Here is a 25,582-nt window from a genome sequence, read left to right on the forward strand (position 1 = left end):
AGGCTTATATAGGGGATTCCTCCTGCGTGGCCACGCGGTTTAGCTGTTGCTGACGGTACAAAAGGCAAGAGCCGCTGCATCGATGGGAAAAGGTTTTATCCCTGATGCAACGGCTCTTGCCTTCTACGCAACCTGACGATGGTCTACCTGGTGCCCTCTTTTGATTTCACGCTGGGGTAGTCTTCCATGGAAACGTCAGTGTCCTCTTCCAGGGACCAGCCTGTTTTCAGGCCGATGATAAACCAGGCCAGCGCAACCACGCCTCCCGCGAAGATGGTGTCGCCCACCACGCGCAGCCAGCGCAGGATTTCCATGGTGTCGGTTTGCATGAACTCCATGGAACGTGCGTACCACAGGCCGTACTCCACGCTGGCCCAGGTCTGGAGCAACCCGATGGGCAGCACGCTGATGAGCACCATCAGCATCAGCCCCACGTTGATGGACCAGAATGCGAAGCTGATCACGCCATCTTTCCAGCGGCGGCGGGCGGAGAGGCCTTTGAGCACGAACAGCATCAAGCCGATACCCAGCACGCCATATACCCCGAACAGGGCGGTGTGCGCATGCACCGGCGTCGTGTTGAGCCCCTGCATATAGTAGAGCGCAATCGGCGGGTTGATGACGAAACCGAACACACCCGCTCCCACCAGGTTCCAGAAGGCCACGGCGATGAAGCAGTAGATGGGCCACTTATATGCCTTTATCCATTGGGTGGCGCGGCTGATCTGGAGGTTGTGGTAGGCCTCGAAGCCGATGAGCACCAGCGGCACCACTTCCAGGGCGCTGAAGGTGGCACCCAGCGCCATCACCGAGGTGGGCGTGCCGCTGAAGTACAGGTGGTGGAACGTGCCGATGATGCCGCCGAACAGGAAGATGATGGTGGAGAACAGCACGGTGGCCGTCGCCATTTTCGTCTCCAGCAGGCCCATGCGCACAAACAGGAACGCAATCACCACGGTGGCAAACACCTCGAAGAAGCCCTCTACCCACAGGTGCACTACCCACCATCTCCAATATTCAGCTATGGCCAGGTTCGTGTGCTGGCCCCACATCAGGCCGGAGGCGTAGAAGATGGCGATGGCGGCAGAGGATATGAGGAACATGCCCAGCAGGTGGCGGCCCTCCACGTCGTTGCGGAAAGCAGGCATGATGGCGCGCACCATCAGGCCAAGCCACAGGAACAGGCCCACCAGCAGGAAGATTTGCCAGAAGCGGCCCAGGTCCACGTACTCATAGCCCTGGTGGCCGAACCAGAAGTTTTCAGTGTAACCCAGCTTCTGCATCACGCCATACCACTGCCCGGCCAGCGAACCCGCCACGATAATGAGCAGGCATATGAACAGGAAATCAACGCCCAGTTTCTGGAACTTCGGCTCATGGCCCGACACGGCCGGGGCTATATATAAACCGGTGGCCAGCCACGAGGTGGCAATCCAGAAGATGGCGAGCTGCACGTGCCAGGTGCGGGTGATGGAGTAGGGCAGATAATCAGCCAGCGGGAAGCCATACAGGGCCTGCCCCTCTACGCCGTAGTGCGCCGTCACCACGCCCAGGGTTACCTGCACCAGTATCAGGGCCGTCACTATCCAGAAGTACTTCAGCGTCGCCTTCATAGACGGCGTGGCCTTCAGGCCCAGCAGCGGGTCCTGCTTCGGCAGCCTGGAGTGGTCAATCTCATCCTCCTTGTTGGAGGCATAGTAATAGGCCAGCAAACCGACACCCGCAATCAGGATAATGACGCTGAAGCCCGTCCAGATGATGAGGTCGGAGCTGGGCTCGTTGGCCACCAGTTTCTCGGCGGGCCAGTTGTTGGTATAGGTAATCGCGAGGCCGGGGCGCTCGGTCACGCAGGCCCAGGATGTCCAGAAGAAGAAGGCGTTCAGCTTGCGCATGCGCTCCGGGTCCTTCACGGTGTTGTCGGCCATGGCGTAGGCGTCGCGGTAATTTGCCAGCGCCGGGTCGTCGGTAAAGAGGGCGGTGTAATGCGCGCTCACGCCAGCGATGGCCTCGGCGCGCAGGTCGGAGATGGTGAGCACGCCTGTCGCCGGGTCGTAGGTGTTGGCGCGTATCTGCTTCTGCAGGCGGGCCTGCAGCATGGCCTGCAGCTCCTCGTCCAACTCATCGTGCTTCACGCCTTTCTCCTGCATCGCCCAGGTGTCGAGGAAGAACATGGCCTCCTTGTGCAGCCACTCGGCGCTCCAGTCGGGCGCTACGTAGGCGCCGTGGCCCCATATAGACCCCAGTTCCTGCCCGCCGACGGACTGCCACACGTTCTGCCCGTCCTGGATGTCTTCCAGCGTAAAGATGACCTTGCCGGAGGCAGTCACGACTTGTTTCGGAATGGGAGGAGCCTCCCGGTAAATCTCGGAGCCATAGTACCCGAGCACGGCAAAGGAGCCGACGATGACGGCGATAAATCCCAGCCAGAGTTTGCTGTATTTCATGGTGATAAAAAATTAAGTGTTTGTTGCTGATTCAAAGGTTGGGGTTTAGGTAAAAGTGCTTGTACGGGTTTCCTGCTCCAGGCAAAAAGGTCAGGGCGGCCTGTCTCATGGGCATTCTGGTAACAATAGCCCGAGGCGCTCTGGCGGCAGCCGGGCGCAGGACGGTGGGCAATTGCTGCTGTCGCTGCGTCTCTCTTCTGTACTGCTTTTTGAGATAGCGCTTGCCCTCGCAGCGAGCGCCGGACACCTGCCGCTGCTCGCACAGGTGACTAGCCATATAGGTGCGGCTTGACTGGTGTAGTATATGGATGCCCGTCTTGTGCAGGGGCTGAGCTACGGCTGCTACCTTCAGTATATATAAAACGAGCCGATACATCCCTTTACCATCATTCTATGCTCAAAGGTCTACAGCGTCAGAGGGAGAAAAAATGACAAAGGTCATATATAAAAGAGATTAAGGTCTTTTATTAAAATCGCAGGGCGCGATACATTTGTACAGTAATCAAACACCAAAATTGTATCGATAATCAAATGCCAGGGCCATGAAAAAATAGGAGGAAGTCGAGCAACTGCTGTTGAAAGCAATAACAGCCGTGCTCCTGATTCGTACAGAGGGGCGAATCACAGTTAAAGAACCTAAAATCGAAAAACATGAAAAATCAAGCCGAGAAAGTGAAAAAAATGATAATGAAGCCTTTGCAATTTGGAGCAGTGGCCCTGCTTTGTGGTGCAATGTTGGTTGGTTGCTCCTCCGGAGACACTGAAAATACTGCTGCAGACGAGCAGGAAGAGGTAGGGCTGGCCAGCCAGGCCGCTGAGGCACCTGTAGAGGATGATGGCAAAGGCGTGGGCCCGGTTAAAACAGTAGAGGTGGGAGAGGGTATAGACGAGGCGCTTGCCGCCGAGGGCAAGACCATCTTTGAGGGCAAGTGCTCTGCCTGCCACCAGCTGACCGACCAGAAAATAGTAGGGCCTGGCCTGGCCGGCGTTACGGAGCGCCGCAAGCCGGAGTGGATCATGAACATGATCATCAACCCGGAGGTGATGACCAAGGAAGACCCTACTGCCAAGAAACTGCTGGGCGAGCACCTGACCCAGATGACAAACCAGAACATTACGGAAGAAGACGCCCGCGCGCTGCTGGAGTTCCTGCGGCAAAACGACACTAAAGGTTAAATAAAATCCTAAACCCATATATCATTATGGAAACCCTGATCAACAAATTGAAAAAGGCGGCGCCCAGGGCAACGCTCCTGATGGCCCTGGCAGCCGGTTCAACGCTGCAAAGCTGTGGCGACCCCGACACTAAAGGCAACGCGAAGGACGATGCCGTCGCTTCCAACGCCGCCGAGGCCGTGTATGTGGCGCCGGGCGAGCACGATGAGCTGTACTCCTTCCTGTCGGGCGGCTTCAACGGGCAGGTGTCCGTATATGGCCTTCCTTCCGGCAGGCTGCTGAAAATCATCCCGGTTTTCACGCAGTTCGCGGAGAACGGCTACGGCTACAACGAAGAGTCGAAGGCGATGCTGCAGACCTCGCACGGCTTTGTGCCCTGGGATGACCTGCACCACCCCAAGCTGTCCCGCACAGACGGTATGGCTGACGGCCGCTGGCTCTTCGTGAACGGCAACAACACGCCCCGCGTGGCCCGCGTGGACCTGAAGACGTTCGAGACCGTGGAGATCATGGAAATCCCGAACAGCGCCGGTAACCACTGCTCGCCCTACCCGACCAACAACAACGAGTATGTGCTGGCCGGAACGCGCTTCAGCGTGCCCCTCGACATGAAGGGCGGAACGCAGGACGTGAGCCTGAGCGATTACAAAGACAAGTTCAGGGGTTCCATCTCTTTCATCAAGGTAGACCCGGAGCACGGCGATATGGAGCTGGACTTCCAGATACTGGTGCCTGGCTTCGACTATGACCTGGCCAACGGCGGGAAGGGCCCATCCAACGACTGGGTGTTCTTCACTACCTACAACACCGAGAAGTCCGCCACGCTGAAGGAGCTGGGCGCGTCTCAGAACGACCGGGACTACCTGGCGGCGATTAACTGGAAACTGGCAGCCAAGTATGCGGCAGAAGGCAAGGCGAAAGAAATGCCCGCCAACTACTACCACAACAAGATGGACCACGGCTCCCACACCGCCAAGTCTACGGTGAAGAAGACGGTTCGCTACCTGCTGCCCGAAGACTGCCCGGGCATGATGTACCTGCTGCCTGCGCCCAAGTCTCCGCACGGTATCGACGTGGACCCGACCGGCGAGTATATGGTGGTGAACGGTAAGCTGGCTTCTTCGCTGCCGGTGTTCTCCTTCTCCAAAATGCAGAAGGCCATCGAAGACAAGGACTTTGACGGTGAGGTGAACGGTATTCCGGTGCTCAAGTATGAGTCTGTGCTGAAAGGCGAAGTGAAGGAGCCGGGCCTCGGGCCACTGCACACCGAGTTCGATGGCAAGGGCAATGCGTACTCTACCATGTTCGTGTCTTCTGAGGTGGTGAAATGGAGCCTGGAAGACCTGCAGGTAAAAGACAGGATGCCGGTGTACTACTCTCCCGGCCACCTGATGATACCTGGTGGCGACACCAGAGAACCCTACGGCAAGTATATGGTGGTGATGAACAAAATCACAAAAGACCGCTTCCTGCCAACCGGCCCCGAGTTAATGCACTCTGCCCAGCTGATAGACATCAGCGGCGAGAAGATGAAGATGATTCTGGACTTCCCAACGGTGGCAGAGCCGCACTACGCACAGGCGATCAAAGCTGACCTGGTGGCCCCGAACAGCGTGAAATTCTTTAAGCTGGACGAGAACACCCACCCGGAGGCGGTGAAGAACGAGAAAGACGTGAGCATGACCCGCAACGGCAGGACGGTGAAAGTAAACATGACCTCCATCCGGAGCCACTTTACACCTGACAACATCGAGGGTGTGCAGGTGGGCGACACGGTGCTCTTCCACGTGACGAACCTGGAGCAGGACTGGGATGTGCCGCACGGATTCGCGGTGATGGGGGCCAACAACGCCGAGACGCTTATCATGCCGGGCGCCACTCAGACCCTGCGATGGGTGCCGAAGCAGGCCGGTATCTTCCCCTTCTACTGTACTGACTTCTGCTCTGCGCTTCACCAGGAGATGCAGGGATACGTCAGGGTTTCTCCGAGAGGATCAAACGTGCCGATTACGTTCTCTACCGGAGAGAAAAAGCCGGTACCACCAGCCTCAGCCTCTGTCAACTAAGGCTTAGCTGGGCAAAACAATGGAGGTTGCCCGGTGGCAACCTCCGCTGTTTTAACACTTTTTCACCTTAAAATTTAAGAGGATGAAAGCTTACAATAAAATTTTAATGATTGTCGCCGCACTGTCACTTGGCCTGTTGTTTCTCTTCCCGATGTGGAAGATTTACCTCGAGGCCCCCCAGTACCCGGAAGGGCTGGAACTTCATATATGGGTGAACAAACTCGCGGGCAGCTCCGAGAGCGTGCTTCAAAACTTCAATATCCTGAACCACTACATCGGCATGGAACCCATACACGCCGAGTCTTTCAAAGAGCTGAAGGTGATGCCGTATGTTATTGCCTTTTTTATGGTGACGGGCGTTATCATCGCCCTGATAGGCAAAAGACGGCTGGTGCTGTACTGGACTTCGCTGCTGATGGTTGCCGGTGCCGTGGGCATAGCCGACTTTTATATGTGGCTGCACAAGTTCGGAACCAACCTGAACCCGGAAGCGCCCATCAAGGTGCCGGGCATGACCTATATACCGCCCTTGCTCGGGAATAAGCAGTTGCTTAACTTCGATGCCTTATCGTTGCCGGGCCTGGGCAGCCTGGGTGTTTTCCTGGCTGTGCTGCTTGCCGGGCTGGTGTATTACTTCAGCCGCAGGAGCGCTGCGAGCTCAGCCTATACCCGTCATCTAAACAGTGTGCTGGTATGAAAAAGTCAGTTGAGTATTTAACGGGCCTGCTGCTCCTGCTTCTTTTGCTGGCAGGCTGCAAGGTGGAGCCGAAGCCGATTGCCTACGGGGCCGCCAACTGCGCCCACTGCAGCATGACCGTGGCTGACAACCGCTATGGCGCAGAACTGGTAAACGACAAGGGCAAGGCGTACTTCTTCGACTCTGCCGAGTGCCTGGCCGCCTATATAAACGAGCAGCCGGAGCAGGGCCAGAAAGCGGCTTTTCTGCTGGTAACGGACTATGCCAGGCCCGGCCAGCTGGTTGATGCCAGGGCCGCTTACTTCCTGCAGAGCGAGGCGCTGCCAAGCCCGATGGGCATGAACCTGACTGCGCTGGCAGACGCGGCAACCGCAGGAAAAATGCAGCAGGAACACGGCGGGCAGGTGCTCGACTGGGACCAGGTGCTTTTAGCCGTTCGAAACGATGAGAAACTTCAGTAACTACAACCTTTTACTTACATGCACCTTGGCATTGCTGCTGTGGGCACCGGTAGCTTCCGGCAGTACACTGAAAGTGTGTAAAACCTGTGTGTTTACCTCTGTGAAGCAGGCGGTGCAAAAGGCAGGTGCCGGCGACACGGTGCTGGTGAACGGCGGTATATATAAAGAGTCTAAAATTGAGATTAAAAAGCCGCTCACGCTCATCGGGCAGAACAACCCGGTGATAGACGGCAATTTCACAGGGCAGCTTATCACGGTGCTGGCCGACCATGTGACTATCCAGGGGTTCACACTCCAGAACGTGGCCACCAGTTATACCCGCGACGATGCCGCCATCCGGGTAATGGGCCGCAACAACATCCGGATACGCGGCAACACCATCCTGAAAACCTACTACGGCATCTATATGCAGAACTCGGAGAAGGTGGAGATAAAGGACAACGTGGTGGTAGGGGAGAACGCAGACAAAACCGAGTCGTCGCTGGGCAACGCCATCCACCTGTATTATACCGACGAGGTGAACATAACCGGCAACAATGTGCAGGGCCACCGCGACGGTATCTACCTGGAGGTGGTGAAAAACAGCCAGGTACACCGCAACACGAGCCATAAGAACATGCGCTACGGCCTGCACTTTATGTTTTCGGACGGCAACACGTATACCTATAACACCTTCCGGAACAACGGCGCGGGCGTGGCCGTGATGTACACCCGCAACGTACGGATGGAGCACAACACCTTCGAGGACAACTGGGGCGCCGCTTCGTACGGGCTCCTCCTGAAAGAGATAAACAACAGCCATATATATAACAACGTTTTCCGGCGAAACACCACGGCCATCCATATGGAGAGCTCGAGCCAGCTGGATATAAGAAACAACGATTTTGCGCGCAACGGCTGGGCCATCAAGCTGATGACCACCTGCATTGAGGACACCTTCCGGCTGAACAACTTTACCGGCAACTCCTTCGATGTGAGCACCAACGGCAAGTCGCAGTACAACCATTTCGAGAACAACTACTGGGAGAAGTACACGGGCTACGACCTGGACAGAGACAACACCGGGGATGTGCCCTACCGCCCCGTGAGCCTGTACGCCATGCTGGTGGAGCAGGTGCCGCCAGCGGTGATGCTGATGCGCAGCTTTATGGTAGACCTGATGGACAACATGGAAAAAGTGCTGCCGAGCATCATACCCGAGCAACTGGTGGATGAGCGGCCGTTAATGAAGAGGATAGACCATGATAACGATAGAAAACTTGTGCAAGTTCTACGGTAAGCTGCAGGTGCTTAAAAATGTGAGCGTCGGGTTTGAGAAAGGCAAAGTGATTTCCATTATCGGCCCGAACGGCGCCGGCAAAACCACCGTGAGCAAGTGCATCCTGGGCATGGTGCTGCCCGATAGCGGGGATATAAAGCTGAACGGCGAGAGTGTGCTGAGGAAACACGCCTATCGCAGCCAGATTGGCTATATGCCCCAGATCGGGCGCTACCCCGAGAACATGAAGATCCGGCAGGTGATCGAGATGGTGCGCGACATCCGGAAAGACGTGCAGGCGGTGGACGAGGAACTCATTGGCCTATATAGGCTGGAGGAGATGTACGACAAGCGCATGGGCTCCCTCTCGGGCGGCACCAAGCAGAAGGTGAGCGTCGCGCTGGCCTTCATGTTCAACCCGCAGGTGCTGATTCTGGATGAGCCCACCGCCGGCCTGGACCCCATCTCGGCGGAGATCCTCAAGTGCAAAATACTGAAGGAGCGCAAAAAAGGGAAGCTGATCCTGATCACGTCGCACATCATGAGCGAGGTGGAGGAGGTGGCCGACGAGGTGATGTGCCTGGTGGACGGCAGCGTGAAGTTCTACGAGAGTATCGCCAGCCTGAAACAGCAGACGAACGAGGAGCGCCTGAGCAGGGCCATTGCCAAGATTATGAACGGAGAGGAGTACTAAGCCATGAACAAGATCATCAAATACGTGCTCTACGACATCGTCAAGAGCAAAATCATTATCGCCTACACTGTTTTTCTGCTGCTGCTCTCCATCGGCTTGTTCAACCTGGGCGGCAGCCCCGACAAGGGAATCCTCAGCCTGCTGAACCTGGTGCTGCTGACGGTGCCGCTCATCAGCATCGTGTTTGCCACCACGCACTTCTACAATTCCTATGAGTTTATCGAGTTGCTGGTGGCCCAGCCCATCAACCGCCGGAAGATATTCATGAGTGAGTACTTTGGCGTGGCCTTCTCGCTGTCGGCTGCTTTTCTGGTGGGCGTGGGCATTCCGGTGCTGCTCTTCGGGGCCAGCACCACGGGCCTGTACCTGGTGCTGACGGGCATTTTCATCACCTTCATATTCGTGGCCATGGCTTTCCTGGCCTCCGTCATCACCCGCGACAAAGCCAAGGGCATCGGCATCGCGCTGCTGCTGTGGTTTTACTTCGCCCTGATATATGACGGCATCGTGCTGTTCATCCTGTACTCCTTCGGCGATTACCCCCTGGAGTACGCCACGCTGGCCATGACCGCCCTCAACCCAATAGATTTGGGCAGGATTATGGTGCTGCTGAACCTGGATGTGTCGGCGCTGATGGGCTATACCGGGGCGCTGTACAAGAGTATCTTCGGGAGCCTGTGGGGCGTTGGCCTGGCATTCGGGCTGTTGCTGGCGTGGGTGCTGGTGCCGCTGCTCAGTTCCAACCGGGTGTTCTCCAGGAGAGACCTGTAATGGACTGTGCCTGCCGGGCAGGAGTATATATAAGTAAGTGTTATTTGTTTTAGTGAGCGCAGGGCTTCTGGCCCTGCGCTCCTGATTTTGGCGGCATCTGTGCGGGGGCTTACAGCCCATCTTCCTGGTTTATCTCCCCGGCCGACGAAACAGTGTCCACCTCAAAGTTCTCGGCAGAGTCACCTTCAAGCTCTAACTGCGGGCTGATTTCCTCTCCGGCACCGATTTCTACATCCTCCTCAGTGGTCGTTTCGTTGTTGGTGCCTTCTGTCTCATTGTCAGCATTGCCGCAGGCAAACGTAAACGCTCCGAGTAATATAATCAGTAGCTTTTTCATAGATTAAACAGGTGAGTTCAGGATTCTTAGAAACGCTGTAGCGGTTTGTTTGTTTCGGTTACCGCTGCGCCGGAATTTATATATAGCTGGCAGAGAAAAGCCTCTTATGTTGCCGTCGGGAACCGTAGATTATACCAAGCACGAACGCGCTGCGGCAAAGTGTATGCCGCAACGCGTTGTATAGAAAGGCAAGGATGCAACAGAGGCCTAGGCCTGGTCAGATGCATGCCACTCAGCGAAGGAGTTTTGCGTCTCCCAGAGTTTCAGGCTGAACAGCTGGACGTTGGCGGGCATTGCACGGAGAAGCCGGGTGCTGAAGTCAGCCAGCATGTTCTCGCAGGTGGGCTGGTAGGGCGTAAGCAGCAGCTTGTGGCGCAGCCTCCGCAACGTTTCCACCAACTCCGGCGGGCTGGCTGTATGTAGCAGCAGCGCGTGGTCCACACTGTTCAGCACAGTTTCCTGCACCAGTCTTTTCAGGTCCCCAAAGTCCAGCACCATGCCATTTTTAGGGTGCGCCGCGTCTTCTAACGGAGTACCGATTACCGTTACCTCCAGCCGGTAGGAGTGCCCGTGGATGTTGCTGCAGGGGCCGTCATATCCCTGCAGCGCATGCGCCATCTCAAAAGTGAACAGGCGCGTCAGCCGGATTCTGCTCATCAGCTTTTAGACAAGGGCCGTTTTCTGCAGCCTGGCCAGCAGCAATTCTTCCTCGGCGTCCAGCAACTCATCCAGCATGATCACCTGTCGCTCCAGCTCACCTTTATATATGGCGGCCAGGTGCAGCTTGTAGTACTGGATGCCTTCCTGCAGGCTGTTCCAGAAACTTTCCAGGTATTTGTACTGCTTGTCGGTGAGGGTGAGCAGTTGCTCCTCCTTCTTGTTTTTCCAGTAGTCGATGTACATCCGCAGCTCGTTTATGAACATGTGCGGCCGGTAGGTGCCGTTCAGCGCGTTGAAGCGGCCATATATATGGCCCACCATTTCCTGCAGTTTATAGACACCCGAGAAGTACGCCAGGTTCGGGCCCGGGCAAATGGCAACGGCCTTGGTGGCTGCTTTTTTGCTGGCGGTAAACACCTGGGTACCGGCATTGGCCAGGCCGTCGCAGAGGCATTCCTTTGCCAGCACCTTAGCCTCCTCCACCAGGTAGGTCTCCGCGTCGAGCTGCTGGGCCTGCAACTGCTCCAGCTTGCGGCGCTGGTACTTGCGCGAGGCCGTGCAGATGGGCTCATCGGTGAACTCGGTGTTGGAGACGAGGTGCTTTTTGATGCACGGGCTGCCCGGTTTCCCCTGCGCGACGCGCAGTTTCTTCAGCTGCTCGCTGGAGGTGTTGCGCAGCGCGTTGAACGGCACGCCCAGCGGCGAGATGGGGCTGAGGTACAGGTCTTCTTTCTTTGCCGCCACCAGTTGCTGCAGCGTTTCCTCATCCACGGTGGTGGCCTCGGGCACCAGCAGGAACGGCGTTCCCCAGCCGGTGGCCTCCACGCCGTAGTGCTGCAGCAGGAAGTCGTGTTCCTGCGCCGTGCCGATGCCGCCCTGCACCGTGATGCGCTGTTCCGGAATCATTACTGGTACGTGCAGTCCCTTGCCTGCCAGCGCAGCGCTGAACATGCTGTATAGCTCGTTGCGCAGCGCCTCCCGGTTTTGCCTGAACTCCTCCAGTATCGGCCCGATCAGGTAGCCGTCGGTGGCGAAGGCGTGGCCGCCGCAGTTCAGCCCCGACTCAACCCGGAACTCCGATACCCACAGCCCTTTCTTCGCCAGAATTTTGCCCTGCACCAGCGCCGAGCGGTAGTCACTCACCTTGATGATGATCTTCTTGGCGAAGCCGCCTGCCGCGTCCGGCATAAAGTCCGGGAACTGCTCCATGGCGCCGAACAGGCGCATGTTCATGCCTGCCGAGAAAATGACGGCGCCGCGCACCGTGCTGTTGGCGAAGCCGCGCAGCGCCGCCGTGGCATCCGAGAATTCCTGCGGCAGCGGCTCCCCGTTCCGGTCATAGTTCGTCTTGTCCAGCTTCGTCATGATGTTCACATCGATGCTGCCGGGCTGCACCCCCGCACGGAGTTCTTTCTGTAGGTGCTCTTTTTCCTGCGCATCGGTGGTGCGCAGCATCTGCTCATATATCGCTTTCAGCGGCGCCTGGTCTGGCAGCAGGGTAAAGTATTTTGTGAGTTCGGAGTCGGGGGTGAAAGCCTCCTCCCGCAGTTTTTGTGTCTGCCGTTTCACGAGCACGTCCACCATGTCGAGGCAGGCCGTGGTGCGCCTGGCCCGGTAGTCTTCCTCTTTGGTGGGGATGGGCTGGTAAGGCAGGTTATATTGCTGGCTGTAGAAGGCGCGCATCTGCTCCAGCAGGCTGTCGTCGCTGAGGGAGAGGACGGACGAAATACCGAAACGGGCAACCTTCAGCGGCGAGTCGATGGAAAAGGCAAGGCCCATAACAGGTATATGGAACGTGTGCAAAGTGTTTGATGACATAGAAAAGGGGTTTATTACAAATATTGTTTTGAGACTTGGGAGCGGTTGGTATATAGGTTAGTGCTTGCGCCGCTGCATCTCCTGCTCCAGCAACTGGAGTTCGCGGCCCATCTGCCCGGTGATGGCGGCGTTCTCCTCCGCCCTGCGGAGCAGGTAAGGCACGGCGGTGGCCACCTCGCCGTAGGGCAGGTACTTGGAGGCATGATAGCCTGCGTCGGCCAGGTTAAAAGTGAGGTTGTCGCTCATGCCGTAGAGTTGGGCAAAGTGGACGCGCTGCCGCTGCTGCCTGGTACACTCCTTGCGGATGCGCCGGGCCAGGTAGCGGGTGCTGAACTCGTTGTGCGTGGCCGCGCAAAGCTCCAGCCGGTCGAGGTTTTCCAGGCAAATGTCGATGGCCTGGTTAAAACTGCGGTCTGTGTCCGGCTTGCTGGCGAAGACCGGGGAGGGATACCCCTTCGCCGCCGCCCGGAGCTGCTCTTTCTCGTGGTAGGCGCCGCGCACGATTTTGATGCCCAATACTACCGGTTCCTGTCTGTAGCGCTCCAGGCAGCCTTGCAGGTAGGCAACGCGGTCGGTGCGGTACAGCTGGAGCGTATTATATATCACGGCGCGCCCGTGGTTGTAGCGGAGCATCATGCGCTCGGCCAAGGCATCCATCGGGTCCTGCAGCCAGCTTTCTTCCGCGTCTATATATAGCGTGAGACCGGCCTCGGCCACGGCTTTGCAGATGGTGTCCAGGCGGTCTTCTGTTCTGGTCATCGCCTGCTGTTCCTCCGGCGCAAGCGGTATTCCCTCCTGCAGTTTCTGGAAGATGGCCTTGTGGCCGATGCCGGTGAGCTTGACGCTTAGGGAGGAAAATGTCCGGGTGTCGCGGGCCAGCTGGATGTTGCGCAGCACCTCGTCCCGCACCGCGTCAAAACCGGCCTCCGTCTCCTGGGCCTCGGCAGCATAATCCAGCACGGTGTGTACCCGCGACGCCCGCAGTTTTGCGATGACCTGCTGTGCCTCCTGCACGGTTTCGCCGCCGCAGAAGTGCCGGTACACGGTGTTGCGGATAAGGGCCTTGATGGGGAGCCCCAGCCGGAGCGCCCACACGGCCGCCAAACCGCCAGCCTTTGTCACGGCAGGCTTTCTCATCATGCGGAACAGCCAGCGCGCGAGCCGCAACTCCCTGTCCTGTTTGGAGGAGAAGGTTACCTGCAGGTTTTTCGGGTCAAAGTACCTGGCCGTAAGTTTTAAGTAAGCTGCTTTTTCCATGTCTCAATTGATTATGGTTCTACATGCCCGCCCTGGCTGTAGCTGTATGGTTTTCTCCCGCGGAATCTTAGGAAATGCAGGCAGCGCCTGCCCCCCGGAGCTGGCCTGACAGCAGCAGTGGTTTTTGGGAGTTGAAAGGTAAGCAAAGGCCGGACGCTGTTAGATGACCTGCCTCAACTGAAAAAGTGATAGATATCATTTCTAGCTGGCAGGTGCCCGGAAGGTGACGAACGGCAACGGCTCAATGACTTATGTCATTTTATATCCCCCCGGCTTGCCTTACACTTGCATGAAAATAACACGTTATGATTTCTCAGGATATAAACAGCCCGGCGCTGGTAAACCCGCTCCGGTACGATGCCTACAGAGCCCTGGTAGACGAGCTGGTGCAGGCGCAAAAGACAACAGGTGAGGAGCAGACAGCGGAGCGCATCGCATTCACCAGACTGAACCAGCAACGCATGAAGCGCGTGGAGAAGCAGTTTTCGCTCCTGCCTGAGTTAGCCGAATCACTGCGCCTCCACCAGCCCCGCTGGAAGTGGCGGGTGCTGGTGGAGGCGTGGTGCGGCGACGGTGCACAGTTGCTGCCCGCCATTGCCGCCATCGCCGCCGAAGCGCCCGGCATCGGACTCACCGTGCTGCTCCGCGACGAGAACCCCCAGCTGATGGACACCTGCCTCACCAACGGCAGCCGCGCCATCCCGATACTGATTTGCGAAGACGCCGAGACCGGCGAGCGGGTGTTCACGTGGGGGCCGCGGCCAAGAGCCATCCAGGAAAAGGTGCTGCAGTTCAAGGCCGAAAATCCGGGGGCAGACCACGAGGCATTTCTGTTGCAACTGCACACCTGGTATGCCAAAGACCGCAGCGAAGCCCTGCAGCAGGACCTGCTGGCAAAGATGCAGAGCATTTTTGCCGTGCATACCTACGAGCCGGAGTACTGCATCTAAACCGCCTTATCCTATATATAAATCGTGCGCCTGAACTTACACCATAAACGGAGCTGGCTGCTAGTGGCGCTGGGCAACCTGGTGGTGGTGGCCTTCCTGGGGCTGCTGCTGCGCTGGATGTTCGTGGTGCCCGTGAGCGGCCTGAACTATAAATACCTGCTGCACGGGCACTCGCATGTGGCGCTGCTGGGGTGGCTGTATACCGCTGTGTTTGTGGCGCTGCTGACTACTTACCTGCCACCTGCTTACCAGGAGAAGAGAACCTACACCTGGCAGTTCTGGCTGTCGCAGGGGGCGGTGCTGGGCATGCTGCTCAGTTTCCCGGTGCAGGGGTATGGCCTGTTTTCCATCTTTTTCTCCACGGCGCACCTGCTGCTGAGCTACTGGTTTATATACAGGTTTCTGAAGGATGCCAGGCGTGTGGGGGTGAGCGCGGGAAAACACGGACTGTCGTTCCGGTTTGTGAAGGCGGCGCTGTTTTTCCTGGCGCTTTCGTCGCTGGGGCCCTGGGCGATGGGCCCTATTATGGCCACCGGGCACAGCGGCAGCGAGCTGTATTTCAATGCCATTTACTTTTACCTGCACTTCCAGTACAACGGCTGGCTTGCGTTTGCGGTGCTGGGGCTGCTGTTCTGGCTGCTCGAGCATGGCCATATATCCTTCAACCGGATATATGGCCGCCTCTTTTTCAGGTTGATGTGCTGGGCCTGCCTGCCAGCTTACCTGCTCTCGGTGCTCTGGACAAAACCGGCGGCCGTTATATATGGAGTTGGCGGTGTGGCCGGATTGATGCAGGTGGCGGCGCTGGGCCTGCTGCTGGCGGTGCTGTGGCCGGTGCGCAAACAGTTGCTAAACCTGTTCGGCAGTTGGGGCCGCGGCATCCTGTGGCTGGCCGCGCTGGCGTTCGTGCTGAAGACCCTCATGCAGTTCTCCACCGCTTTCCCCTATATGGCCGACCTGGCCTACAAGCTGCGCTTTTTCATCATCGGGTACCTGCACCTGGTGCTCATCGGGTTCGTGAGCTTCTTCCTGTTTGCCTTCTTTGTGGAACGGGGTTGGCTGAGCTTCCGGGGAGGCCTGAGCCGGTGGGGAATAGGAACGTTTATAGCCGCTTTTGTGGGGAGCGAGGCGCTGCTGTTTCTGCAGGGGATTCTCTACTGGGCCGGGGCAGGCGCCATACCTGCATATAACGGGATTCTGTTCTGGATAAGCGTGTTCCTGCCGCTGGGGATCCTGCTGTTCTTTGTCTCGCAGGTTCGTGAAAGAAGCCGTATGCAGCAGCATCTAAAGACGGAAAATATCATGCATCAGGCGGCGTAGTATAGAATGCAAACAACAGAAAAGGCCGGGTGTATATACCCGGCCTTTTCTGTTTAATTCAATTTTACCTCAGGCAGACTATTTTTGAGTTGCGTAGCCATATATAGCTGGGGTATGGAGCGCTACATATAAAACAGCTGAATCCCGAACATCACCAGCAGCACCAACTTCAGCAACTCGGCGCCTATATAATAAAAGTGCAGCGAGGAGCGCGAAACCTCAGCCCCCGCGATAACCAGTGCTGCGCGTTTGTTCATGGCGGGCAGCAGCCAGGCGGTTTGCAGCAGCAACAGGACCGGAACCAGCAGGAACACAGGAGACAGACCCTGGTGGTTTACGCCATATATAAGCAGGAACGCAGAAACCAGCGCAAAGCTCCACTCCACTTTGTTCAGGGCGCTGAAGATGAGGCGGCCGATGCTCAGGCCAACGGGCAGCGTCGCGCCGGGGGCACGGAACTTCAGCCAAGCCTCCATAAAGCTGATGGCGCAGACAAAGCCTGCCCACACAAACGCGATGCCGATAAGGGGCTGTGTGTAAGTCATCATATGTGTCAGAGAATAGTGGTGTTGTTTTTCTGGTAAAGCGCTATTTTGCCGGCGAACATCTCCGCCATGCGCGCCGCGCGCCATTTGGCCTCTGTCGCTTTGCTCCCGTTAAAAAGCTCATCCACCGTTGTATTGAAAATGCTGAGCCATTTTTCAAAATGCTCCCCGCCCACGGGCAGCGTGATGTGCTTGGCGCCGGGGCTGCCCTGGTACGTCAGTTCCCCCAGCAGCACCGTTTGCCAGAACCGGTACATGATCTCCAGATGGCGCGCCCAGTTGTCCTGGATGCGCTCCTCGAAAATGGGTCCCAGCAGGGCGTCCGCCCGCACCCTCTCGTAAAACAGGTCCACCAGTTGCCTGATGTCTTCTAAAGTCAGTATGTCTTTGCTTTCTGTCATGCCATGAAATGTAAAAAATTATTGTCTGAATCAGGATTTACAGAATTTTTAAATAACAGATAAACCCTGCGCATCGTCTCATCCTGTAAATCCTGGGATAGGGGCCCCGAGAAGATTCAGACAAGTTAGCTACAGCCCAGGCTGTTGCCGCAGTTCAGGCACTTGTAGCAGGTGCCGGAGCGGATGGTGATATGGCCGCACACGTTGCAAATGGGCGCGTCGCCCATCATGCTGGCCAGCACCTGCTGCGTCTGTTCCATGAGCACCGTTTTACTCTGCGTCACCACCTGATACGTTTTGCCGTTCGCGGCTGGTTTATCGGGCTTCGTTTCCTGTGGCGCGGCTGTAGTTTCCGCATCCATTTCTTTCCCCGTTGGCTGCACATGCACCAGGTCGGTGCGGTTCAGGTACTCGTAGCCCAGCAGCCGGAAGATATAGTCGAACACTGAGGTGGCCGATTTGATGTTCGGGTGCTCCACGCGGCCCGCCGGTTCGAAGCGGGTGAAGGTAAAGCGGCTCACGAACTCCTCCAGTGGCACCCCGTACTGCAAGCCCAGCGACACCGAGATGGCAAAGCAGTTGAGGATGGAGCGGAACGAGGCGCCCTCTTTGTACATATCGATAAAGATTTCTCCCAATGTGCCATCCGGGTAATCACCGGTGCGGATATATACTGTGTGGCCGTCTATCTTGGCCTTCTGCGTAAACCCTCTGCGCTTGTCCGGCAACTTGCGGCGCTTCACCATCGCCGTCAGCTGCTGGCGGAACGTTGGCTGTGCCGCATCGGACAGGATGGCCTGGGCCGCCCTGAGCACCTGTTCAGCGTTATAGGTGGCCTCTTTCGCGCCGGGTGACGGCGCTGCCGTATCGGGCGCTTCGGCAGGCGTCTCTTCCTTCTCTGTGCGGCTGCTTTTAGCGGTAAGCGGCTGCGAGAGCTTGCTGCCATCGCGGTAGAGCGAGCAGGCTTTCAGCCCCAGTTCCCACGACAGCTCATAGCACCTGGCCACCTCGGCCACGCTCGTTTCGTTTGGCAGGTTGATGGTTTTGGAGATGGCACCGGATATAAACGGCTGCACCGCCGCCATCATCAGGATATGGCCTTCGGCTTTGATGAAGCGCGTGCCCTTGTTGCCGCAGCGGTTGGCGCAGTCGAACACCGGGTAGTGCTCTTTTTTAAGGTATGGCGCTCCCTCCACGGTCATGGTGCCACAGGCGTATTCGTTTGCTTCCTCTACTTGCAATTGGGTATAGCCCAGGCTGCGCAGCAGGTTAAAGTCCGGCTGCTGGTACTGGGCCGGGGTATAGCCCAGGCGCTGCAGGCACTCCTCTCCCAAGGTATATACATTGAACAGGGCAGTGATGTCATAGGCAGTTGGCAGGGCGGCTTCCAGTTTATGTATATCCTCGGGCAGCAGGCCTTTTGCAAGCAGCGCCTCCTGGGAAAGGTGCGGTGCGCCTTTCAGGGTGCCGTGGCCTTTGGCGTAGTTCACGATGGCCTGCACCTGCTCCGGTACATAGCCCAACTTCTGCAGCGCCGCCGGGATGGACTGGTTGATGATTTTGAAGTAGCCGCCCCCCGAGAGCTTTTTGTACTTCACCAGCGCAAAATCCGGCTCCACGCCGGTCGTGTCGCAATCCATCAGCAGCCCGATGGTGCCGGTGGGGGCGATGACGGTGGCCTGGGCGTTGCGGTAGCCATATGCCTCGCCCTGCTCCAGCGCCTGGTCCCAGGCCTGCCGCGCCGCCTGCAGCAGCTGCGGCGGGCACAACTCCTGGTCCAGGCCGTGCGGTTTGATGCTCAGGTTTTCGTAGGCGTCCTGCTGGTCGTAGGTGGCGTAGCGGTGGTTGCGCATCACGCGCAGCATGGCCTCCCGGTTCTGTTCGTATTTCGCAAAAGCACCCAGTGCAGCGGCCATCTCGGCGGACGTGCTGTAGGCGGTGCCGGTCATGAGCGAGGTGATGCCAGCCGACATGGCGCGGGCCGCGTCGCTGTCGTAGGGGGGGCCCTGCACCATCAGCAGCGCCCCCAGGTTGGCGTAGCCGAGGCCGATGGTGCGGTAGTCGTAGGAGCGCTGCGCCACCGCCTCGGAAGGGAACTGCGCCATCAGCACCGAAATCTCCAGCACCACCGTCCAGAGGCGGCAGGCGTGGCGGAAGGCGACGACATCAAATTCCTGTTTCTCCTGGTCGAAGAACTTGAACAGGTTGAGCGAGGCCAGGTTGCAGGCCGTATCGTCGAGGAACATGTACTCCGAGCAGGGGTTGGAAGCCTTTATCTTTCCCCCGGCCGGGCAGGTGTGCCACTCGTTGATGGTGGTGTCGAACTGCACGCCCGGGTCGGCACAGGCCCAGGCGGCCTCCGCGATCTGCCGCCATAGATGGCGGGCAGGGACGGCTTTGACCACGCGCCCATCGGTGCGGGCGGTCAGGTGCCAGTCCGCATCGGTGTGCAGGGCCTCAAAAAAAGCGTTCGGCACCCGCACCGAGTTGTTTGAGTTCTGGCCCGACACGGTCTGATAAGCCTCGCCTTCGTAGTCGGCGGGGTAGCCGTCGGCAATTAGGGCGGCCACTTTTTTCTCCTCTTCTTTTTTCCAGTTGATGAAGGCCTCTATCTCCGGGTGGTCCAGGTCGAGGCACACCATTTTGGCGGCCCGCCGCGTGGTGCCGCCAGATTTGATGGCCCCGGCGGCCCTGTCGCCCACGCGCAGGAACGACATCAAACCAGAGGAAGTGCCGCCACCGGACAGCGGCTCGTCTTTGCCCCGGATGGCCGAGAAGTTGGTGCCTACCCCGGAACCGAACTTGAAGATCCGTGCCTCCTGCACCAGCAGGTCCATCAGCCCGCCTTTCTGGGCCAGGTCGTCCTGCACCGACAAAATAAAGCAGGCGTGCGGCTGCGGCCGCTTAAAAGCAGAGTCCGCTTCCTTCAGCTGCCCTGTTTCTGGCTCCACATAATAGTGTCCCTGTGCTTTCCCTGCGATGCCGTAAGACTCATATAGCCCCGTGTTGAACCACTGCGGTGAGTTGGGGGCGGCATACTGGCCCAGCAGCATATATACCAGCTCGTCGTAAAACACCTGCGCATCCTCCTCTGTCTTGAAATAGCCGTAGCGGCTGCCCCAGGCCCGCCAGCAATTGGCCAGCCGGTGTACCACCTGCTTCACCGACCGCTCGGCCCCGGTGCTGCCGTCGGGTTGCGGCACACCCGCACGGCGCAGGTATTTCTGGGCCAGGATGTCGGTGGCAATCTGCGACCACTGCGCGGGCACCTCCACGTCCTTCAGCTCGGCAACCACATCGCCGGTGGGGGTGCGGATGGTGGAGGAGCGGAGTTCGTAGCGGAACACGCTGAAGGGGTCTTGCGCTGCTTTTGTGAAGTGGCGGGAAAAGGAAAGCCCCGCAGGTGTTTGAGAGATTTTTTTCATGAGGTTCTATATTTAGGATATAAACGTTACCGCGTTGGGGCTGCCGGCGGGCCAGAGGGGACCGCCGCAGACGGAGGTGTTTCTAAGCGAGTACTAAGCTAAGGCGTTTGGCTGCCGCCCGGCATGACCAATGTCATCTGCCGGAGTGACATCAGTCATTTTATACCGGCGCCTTTTGCCCTAAACTTGTATATCGAAACAGCGGCCCCGTAGTCCTGATGCAGTGGGGCGGAGGCTGCGTTTCTGAGGGCATGATACCGGCGAAACCCGGGATAAATGTACGCCTTAAAATAAAATAATAAAATACCTTTATATCTTTTATATATAAATACTGCCGTTTACCTTTACTGTAAACAAAAATCTTTCACCATCTTATTTATTATCAAACCATATGGAAGCCACACAAAACATAGAAGTACTGGATGTCACCATCATCGCACCGCGTCTGAAGCACCCCACCATTTTCGAGAAATTTGATGCCCTGAAAGGCGGCGAGGCCTTCATCATCCACAACGACCACGACCCGAAGCCTGTCTATTACCAATTGCTGGGCGAGCGCGGCAACACCTTTAAGTGGGAGTACCTGCTGCAGGGCCCCGAGGTATGGGAGGTGAAGATAACCAAGCAGGCCCCGGCCGAGGGCGACACCGTGGGCGAGCTGGTGGCAAAGGACTACCGCAAGGCGCAGGTGTTCAAAAAGTACGGCATCGACTTCTGCTGCGGCGGTAAAAAATCGGTTGCCCAGGCGTGTGAGGAGAGAGGCATTAACCCCGAAGTGCTGGAAACAGAGCTGGAGGCCAGCACCGTCGCCGCCACCCGCGAAACAGACTACGGCAGCTGGGAGCCCGGCTTCCTGGCCGACTATATTGTAAACATGCACCACAAGTACGTGCGCGAGGCCATCCCGGCCCTGTACGAGTACACCTCCAAAATTGCCCGCGTGCATGGGCAGCGCCATCCGGAGCTGCTGGAGGTGGCCAAGCACTTCACCAACGTGGCCAACGAGCTGGAGGCCCATATGCCGAAAGAGGAGCGCGTGCTGTTCCCTTACATCAAGCAACTGGCGGAGGCGAAAAAGCACGGCGTCACGCTCGACAAACCCGCCTTCGGCTCTATCCAGAACCCCATCAACATGATGGAGATGGAACACGAGGCAGCCGGAGATGAGCTGGTGTCCATACGAACCCTGACGAACGACTTCGCCCTGCCCGCCGATGCCTGCGCCACTTACACGGTTGCCTTCAAGAAGCTGCAGGAGTTTGAGGAGGACCTGCACCGCCACATCCACCTCGAGAACAACATCCTGTTCCCGAAAGCGCTGGAGCTGGAGAAAGAAGTCCTGAAATAAAAATTGCCTGGATCAGGATTCACGGGATAGGAGGAAGGACAGGATTTATCTGTAACACATGACAGATAAGAATCCTGTAAACCTCTAAATCCTGTGGATCCTGATTCAGACAACTTACAATATTAAATGGGGGAGGCCCCATCATTGCCATGGAAAACGCAACGAAACCCCAAAAGAGAGACAAAAGCCTGGTTCCACTCTCCAGGGAGCACCACTTCAGCCTGCTGTTCTGCTGGAAGCTGCGGCAGGGGCTGAAGAACGGCGCCGACCTGGAGGTGATGCGCGCGTACGTGCGCTACTTCTGGAAAAGCATTCTGCAGCCGCACTGCGCGGAGGAGGAATGGGTGCTGGGCCGGCTGCTTCCGAAAAACAACTACATGCGCCAGCGGCTGGAAGAGGAGCACCGCCTGCTGCAGGCGCTGATAGAGCTGGTGGAGGAAGGAAGCAAGATGAACAGGGATTTGTTCAGGGTGCTGGAGCAGGACCTGGTGGACCACGTGCGCTGGGAGGAGCGCGACCTGTTCCCGTACCTGCAGGCCGAGGTGCGGCCCGACGAGCTGGAGCTGACAGGCAAAATACTGGAGCACCGGCACACGGTGCATACCGACGACTTTACCCCGGACTTCTGGGTCAGGCCAGCCAAAGCGAAGTAACCATGGAAATAGCAGCCACTACCAAAATCTCCACCCTCATCAAGGAAAACCCGGAGGCTGTGGAGGCCATCGCCTCCATCAGCAGCCATTTTGAGAAGCTGCGCAACCCGCTGCTCCGCAAGCTGCTCGCCCCACGGGTCACCATCGCCGACGCCGCCCGCATCGGGGGCTGCGGGGTGGAGGCCTTCTACGAGAAACTGGCCCCGCTCGGCTTCAGTGTCAGCAGCAGCAGCCAGGGCAGCGCGCTGGTGCAGGCCGCCGCGGCTGCCCCCAGGCCTGCCGCACTGGCGCAGCTGCCCCCGGAAAACATCATCACGCTGGACGTGCGCGAGGCTATCGCCGCTGGCAACGACCCTTTCCAAAGCATTATGAGTGCGGTGGGCAAGCTCGACAGCACCAACGCGCTGCTGCTCGTGAACACGTTTGAGCCGACGCCGCTTTTCTCTATCCTCGCCAAAAAAGGGTACGCCGCCCACACCGAGGTGCAGGGGCCGGACCTGGTGCACACATACTTCTGGCTGAGCGGCGGGAAGCAGGCGGCGACTTCGGAAGCGAAGGCTCCCGGGAAAAGCTTTGAGCAACTGCTGCAGCGGTTCGGCAACAGCAAGGTCAGGAGCATCGATGTGCGCCACCTGGAGATGCCCCAACCCATGGTGACCATCCTGAGTGAGCTGGAGCAGCTGCCCGCCAACCAGGCACTGCTCGTGACGCACCGGCGGGTGCCGCGTTTTCTGCTGCCGCAACTCGAGGAGCGCGGCTTTGTGCATGCCCTCCGGGAAGTGGGCCCTGCCGAAGTGTACATCCTGATATATAAAGCGACCTAGCCATGCGCACCGCCACTATCTCCAACTCGCCGGCTAAATGGGTGGTGCTGCCGCACTACGCGTTTGCCGCCCTCGCTTTCCTGGCGCTGGGCGTGCTGCTGCTCTTCTCCACCGATGCCTTCGGCGGGCACTACTTTCACCCCAAGCTGCTGACCCTGACGCACGTGGCGGTGCTGGGCTGGGCCACCATGCTCATTTTCGGGGCGCTGTACCAGTTGCTGCCCGTGGTGCTGGAGGGGAAGCTTTACTCGGAGCGGCTTGCCATATATACATTCGGGCTGCTGGGCACCGGCACCATCCTGCTGGCCTATGCCTTCTGGAACTTTGAGGTGGGCTGGGTGATGCATGTGGCCGCCTGCTGTCTGTTCGTTTCTTTCCTGCTGTTCACCATCAACGTTGTCCAGACGGCCCGGAGAGCGCCCAAGTGGCTGGTGGAGGCGGACTTTATCGTGACCTCGGCCATCTGGCTGCTCATGACGGGACTGGTGGGCCTGCTGATGGCGGTTAACTTCTCCATGCCCTTCCTGCCGGAGGAACATGTGCATTACCTGAAGCTGCACGCGCATATGGGCATGGCCGGCTGGTTCCTGCTGCTGATCATCGGCGTGGGCTCTAAACTGATCCCGATGTTTTTGCTGGCGCACATGAAGGAGACGAAGAAACTGAACTGGGCCTATAACCTCATCAACGGGGGGCTGGTGCTGTTCGTCTTCGACCATATGGTGCTGCGGATGGGGCTGCTGGCCTTTTGTGCGGCGCTGGTGGCCGGAGGCGTCGTGCTGTTCCTGCTGTATGTGCAGGAGGCGCGAAAAGCCGCTTTGCGGAAGGAGACAGACCTGGGCATGAAGCAGACGTTCGTGGCGCTGGGGCTGCTTGTGCTGCCGCTGGTGCTGGTGTTCGTGGTGAGCGGCAGCGGCCAGCGCATCGCGCCGCAGCTCCTGTCGTCCATCTACCTGGTATATGGCATCACGGTGTTCCTGGGTTTTGTGACCGCGCTCATCCTCGGGCAAACGTTCAAGACCCTGCCGTTCATCGTCTGGATGCACGCCTACGAAGACCATGTGGGGCGCTTTAAAACGCCGCTCCCCAAAGACCTGTACAGCCACCAGTTGCAGCGCTGGCAAAACACAAGCTACCTGCTCGGCTTCCTGCTGCTGGTGGCCGGGGTGCTGCTGCGCCAACAGGAAATTATCCTGGCCGGGGCCATTGCCTTCACCCTTACGGCTGTTTTATATATGATAAACGTGTTCAGCCTGCTGCTGCACAAAGTACATGACCTTAAACCCTTCACCTATGGAAACGCAAGCACCTGACATCGGTCAGGAGGCCTTCGAAACGCTGAAGTATATCATTGACCCTGAAATCGGGATAAACATTGTGGACCTGGGGCTGGTATATAAAGTGAGCCTCGAGCAGGGGCTACTCACGGTGGAACTCACCCTGACCACGCCCGGCTGCCCCATGAGCAGCACCATCGTCAAGGCGGCGGAGCAGATTCTGATGAAGCGCTTCCCCAGCCTGGACGTGGCGGTGGAACTGGTGTGGTCGCCGCCCTGGTCGATGGAGATGATTACAGAGGAAGGGGAGCGGCAGTTGGGAAGGATGTGATACCTTTGCCGCTGTGTAAGTATTAGACATATAGAGATGCCTGACTCATGTTATCAAAGACAACAGAATATGCCCTGCGTGCCGTAGTATACGTTGCCATGCACGATACCCAGGGCGTGAAAGTGGGGATAAAGGAAATAGCCAAGGAACTGGAGCTGCCGGCGCATTTCATGGGCAAGATACTGCAGGACCTGGTGCGCAAGGGCGTTATCTCTTCTGTAAAAGGCCCCGGAGGCGGATTCTTCCTGCACCGGCCCGCCAGCGATATTAACCTGCTGGAAGTGGTGCAGGTGATTGACGGCCTCGAGGCTTTCAGGCGCTGCGGCATGGGCATGAAGCAGTGCTCCGACACGCACCCCTGCCCCCTCCACAACGATATCAAGGCTTACCGCGACCAGATGCTGAAGGTGTTCAGCACCAAAACCATACAGGACCTGGTGGACGGCATCAGCTCCGGGCAGTATTTTATCACTAACGTACACGAGGCCGAGCCGAAGGTGTAATATATTTCGCGCATTTATATAACCTTAGTTGCGATTTACTCTTGTCGTTGAGATATGACCTGCCCCTCCCTTTTCGAGGGGCAGGGGCAGGTTTTGCGTTGTGAGAATTTGGGCAAGTTTATATATCGCAACATGAGTTATATATAAAAAGGGCGCAAGTATCAAGATATAAGACTTTTGATGCTATATATAATTGATTATAATCGGATTACATATGTGGAGATTTTATGGATAGTGCAAGCTGATCTTGTCCGGGTATAGCTAAATACAACACCCTTCTAAGCAGGCCCATTATTGCTGTGTCCCCGCACGTCTGTCCTATAGTTCCCTCCGGCCGTCATCCCGAAGCTTCTTGCCGCCGCTCAC

Annotated in this window: 24 protein-coding genes; 15 read left to right on the forward strand and 9 right to left on the reverse strand. The window is 57.7% G+C overall.

Annotated elements, in window-relative coordinates; translation table 11 throughout:
* Window positions 1–143 precede the first annotated feature (143 nt).
* Together GSQ62_RS14400 and GSQ62_RS14405 are read right to left on the reverse strand one after the other, a co-directional pair.
* Complete coding sequence (locus GSQ62_RS14400; RefSeq protein WP_161890151.1) at window positions 144–2,444, reverse strand: nitric-oxide reductase large subunit; 2,301 nt, start codon at window positions 2,442–2,444, stop codon at window positions 144–146.
* A 31-nt stretch (window positions 2,445–2,475) separates the two neighbouring features.
* On the reverse strand, window positions 2,476–2,721 hold the full coding sequence (locus GSQ62_RS14405) for a hypothetical protein (protein ID WP_161890152.1): 246 nt from the start codon (window positions 2,719–2,721) through the stop codon (window positions 2,476–2,478).
* A 374-nt stretch (window positions 2,722–3,095) separates the two neighbouring features.
* On the opposite strand from GSQ62_RS14405, the gene GSQ62_RS14410 reads away from it, so the two are divergent.
* The 7 genes from GSQ62_RS14410 to GSQ62_RS14440 all read left to right on the forward strand — a co-directional run bounded on the left by GSQ62_RS14410 (window position 3,096) and on the right by GSQ62_RS14440 (window position 9,567).
* Window positions 3,096–3,620 carry a c-type cytochrome gene (locus tag GSQ62_RS14410; protein WP_237586639.1) on the forward strand — a complete coding sequence of 175 codons (525 nt, stop codon included), beginning with the start codon at window positions 3,096–3,098 and terminating at the stop codon, window positions 3,618–3,620.
* Between the two features lie 26 nt (window positions 3,621–3,646).
* Window positions 3,647–5,686 carry a Sec-dependent nitrous-oxide reductase gene (nosZ, locus tag GSQ62_RS14415; protein WP_161890153.1) on the forward strand — a complete coding sequence of 680 codons (2,040 nt, stop codon included), beginning with the start codon at window positions 3,647–3,649 and terminating at the stop codon, window positions 5,684–5,686.
* 82 nt (window positions 5,687–5,768) lie between these two features.
* On the forward strand, window positions 5,769–6,383 hold the full coding sequence (locus GSQ62_RS14420) for a hypothetical protein (protein ID WP_161890154.1): 615 nt from the start codon (window positions 5,769–5,771) through the stop codon (window positions 6,381–6,383).
* The gene (locus GSQ62_RS14425) at window positions 6,380–6,844 is read left to right on the forward strand and encodes a nitrous oxide reductase accessory protein NosL (RefSeq protein ID WP_161890155.1); all 465 of its coding nucleotides are present in this window, start codon (window positions 6,380–6,382) and stop codon (window positions 6,842–6,844) included. The genes GSQ62_RS14420 and GSQ62_RS14425 overlap by 4 nt, the downstream gene beginning before the upstream one ends.
* Window positions 6,828–8,123: a nitrous oxide reductase family maturation protein NosD gene (gene nosD / locus GSQ62_RS14430; protein WP_161890156.1), complete on the forward strand. Its 1,296-nt coding sequence runs from the start codon at window positions 6,828–6,830 to the stop codon at window positions 8,121–8,123. The genes GSQ62_RS14425 and nosD overlap by 17 nt, the downstream gene beginning before the upstream one ends.
* Entirely contained in the window at window positions 8,086–8,796 is a 711-nt protein-coding gene (locus GSQ62_RS14435; protein WP_161890157.1) for an ABC transporter ATP-binding protein, read from the forward strand. Before nosD ends, GSQ62_RS14435 begins: the two co-directional genes overlap by 38 nt.
* 3 nt (window positions 8,797–8,799) lie before the next feature.
* Window positions 8,800–9,567, forward strand: a complete 768-nt coding sequence (locus tag GSQ62_RS14440; RefSeq protein WP_161890158.1) for an ABC transporter permease subunit — start codon at window positions 8,800–8,802, stop codon at window positions 9,565–9,567.
* A gap of 109 nt (window positions 9,568–9,676) precedes the next feature.
* Here the strand turns inward: GSQ62_RS14440 and GSQ62_RS14445 are convergent, their stop codons facing one another.
* The 4 genes from GSQ62_RS14445 to GSQ62_RS14460 form a co-directional block, all read right to left on the reverse strand.
* Complete coding sequence (locus GSQ62_RS14445; protein WP_161890159.1) at window positions 9,677–9,904, reverse strand: hypothetical protein; 228 nt, start codon at window positions 9,902–9,904, stop codon at window positions 9,677–9,679.
* 207 nt (window positions 9,905–10,111) lie between these two features.
* Window positions 10,112–10,561, reverse strand: a complete 450-nt coding sequence (locus GSQ62_RS14450; RefSeq protein ID WP_161890160.1) for a 6-pyruvoyl trahydropterin synthase family protein — start codon at window positions 10,559–10,561, stop codon at window positions 10,112–10,114.
* A 6-nt stretch (window positions 10,562–10,567) separates the two neighbouring features.
* A complete protein-coding gene (locus GSQ62_RS14455; RefSeq protein WP_161890161.1) occupies window positions 10,568–12,382 on the reverse strand; it encodes a nitronate monooxygenase family protein in 1,815 nt (604 codons plus the stop codon).
* Window positions 12,383–12,439: 57 nt separating this feature from the next.
* Window positions 12,440–13,639 (reverse strand): proline dehydrogenase family protein, encoded by a 1,200-nt coding sequence (locus GSQ62_RS14460; protein ID WP_161890162.1) that lies wholly within the window; start codon window positions 13,637–13,639, stop codon window positions 12,440–12,442.
* A gap of 305 nt (window positions 13,640–13,944) precedes the next feature.
* On the opposite strand from GSQ62_RS14460, the gene GSQ62_RS14465 reads away from it, so the two are divergent.
* Both GSQ62_RS14465 and GSQ62_RS14470 read left to right on the forward strand, forming a co-directional pair.
* Window positions 13,945–14,589, forward strand: a complete 645-nt coding sequence (locus GSQ62_RS14465) for a thioredoxin family protein (RefSeq protein WP_161890163.1) — start codon at window positions 13,945–13,947, stop codon at window positions 14,587–14,589.
* Between the two features lie 24 nt (window positions 14,590–14,613).
* The gene (locus tag GSQ62_RS14470) at window positions 14,614–15,909 is read left to right on the forward strand and encodes a hypothetical protein (protein WP_161890164.1); all 1,296 of its coding nucleotides are present in this window, start codon (window positions 14,614–14,616) and stop codon (window positions 15,907–15,909) included.
* A gap of 122 nt (window positions 15,910–16,031) precedes the next feature.
* On the opposite strand, the gene GSQ62_RS14475 is transcribed toward GSQ62_RS14470, so the two are convergent.
* The 3 genes from GSQ62_RS14475 to GSQ62_RS14485 form a co-directional block, all read right to left on the reverse strand.
* Complete coding sequence (locus GSQ62_RS14475; RefSeq protein ID WP_161890165.1) at window positions 16,032–16,457, reverse strand: hypothetical protein; 426 nt, start codon at window positions 16,455–16,457, stop codon at window positions 16,032–16,034.
* A gap of 5 nt (window positions 16,458–16,462) precedes the next feature.
* On the reverse strand, window positions 16,463–16,855 hold the full coding sequence (locus GSQ62_RS14480; protein ID WP_161890166.1) for a group III truncated hemoglobin: 393 nt from the start codon (window positions 16,853–16,855) through the stop codon (window positions 16,463–16,465).
* A gap of 125 nt (window positions 16,856–16,980) precedes the next feature.
* Window positions 16,981–20,280, reverse strand: coding sequence for a vitamin B12-dependent ribonucleotide reductase (locus GSQ62_RS14485; protein WP_161890167.1), 3,300 nt, complete (start codon window positions 20,278–20,280; stop codon window positions 16,981–16,983).
* Between the two features lie 391 nt (window positions 20,281–20,671).
* Here GSQ62_RS14485 and ric point away from each other — a divergent pair, with 391 nt between their 5' ends.
* The 6 genes from ric to GSQ62_RS14515 all read left to right on the forward strand — a co-directional run bounded on the left by ric (window position 20,672) and on the right by GSQ62_RS14515 (window position 25,216).
* On the forward strand, window positions 20,672–21,628 hold the full coding sequence (gene ric / locus GSQ62_RS14490; RefSeq protein WP_161890168.1) for an iron-sulfur cluster repair di-iron protein: 957 nt from the start codon (window positions 20,672–20,674) through the stop codon (window positions 21,626–21,628).
* Window positions 21,629–21,777: 149 nt separating this feature from the next.
* Window positions 21,778–22,281 (forward strand): hemerythrin domain-containing protein, encoded by a 504-nt coding sequence (locus tag GSQ62_RS14495; RefSeq protein WP_161890169.1) that lies wholly within the window; start codon window positions 21,778–21,780, stop codon window positions 22,279–22,281.
* Window positions 22,282–22,283: 2 nt separating this feature from the next.
* On the forward strand, window positions 22,284–23,105 hold the full coding sequence (locus GSQ62_RS14500; protein WP_161890170.1) for a DUF2249 domain-containing protein: 822 nt from the start codon (window positions 22,284–22,286) through the stop codon (window positions 23,103–23,105).
* A gap of 2 nt (window positions 23,106–23,107) precedes the next feature.
* Window positions 23,108–24,418 (forward strand): heme-copper oxidase family protein, encoded by a 1,311-nt coding sequence (locus GSQ62_RS14505; protein WP_161890171.1) that lies wholly within the window; start codon window positions 23,108–23,110, stop codon window positions 24,416–24,418.
* Window positions 24,399–24,713, forward strand: coding sequence for a metal-sulfur cluster assembly factor (locus GSQ62_RS14510; RefSeq protein ID WP_161890172.1), 315 nt, complete (start codon window positions 24,399–24,401; stop codon window positions 24,711–24,713). Before GSQ62_RS14505 ends, GSQ62_RS14510 begins: the two co-directional genes overlap by 20 nt.
* 47 nt (window positions 24,714–24,760) lie before the next feature.
* A complete protein-coding gene (locus tag GSQ62_RS14515; protein ID WP_161890173.1) occupies window positions 24,761–25,216 on the forward strand; it encodes an RrF2 family transcriptional regulator in 456 nt (151 codons plus the stop codon).
* Window positions 25,217–25,582 lie beyond the last annotated feature (366 nt).

The sequence above is a fragment of the Pontibacter russatus genome (genome assembly GCF_009931655.1).
Lineage (GTDB): Bacteria > Bacteroidota > Bacteroidia > Cytophagales > Hymenobacteraceae > Pontibacter > Pontibacter russatus.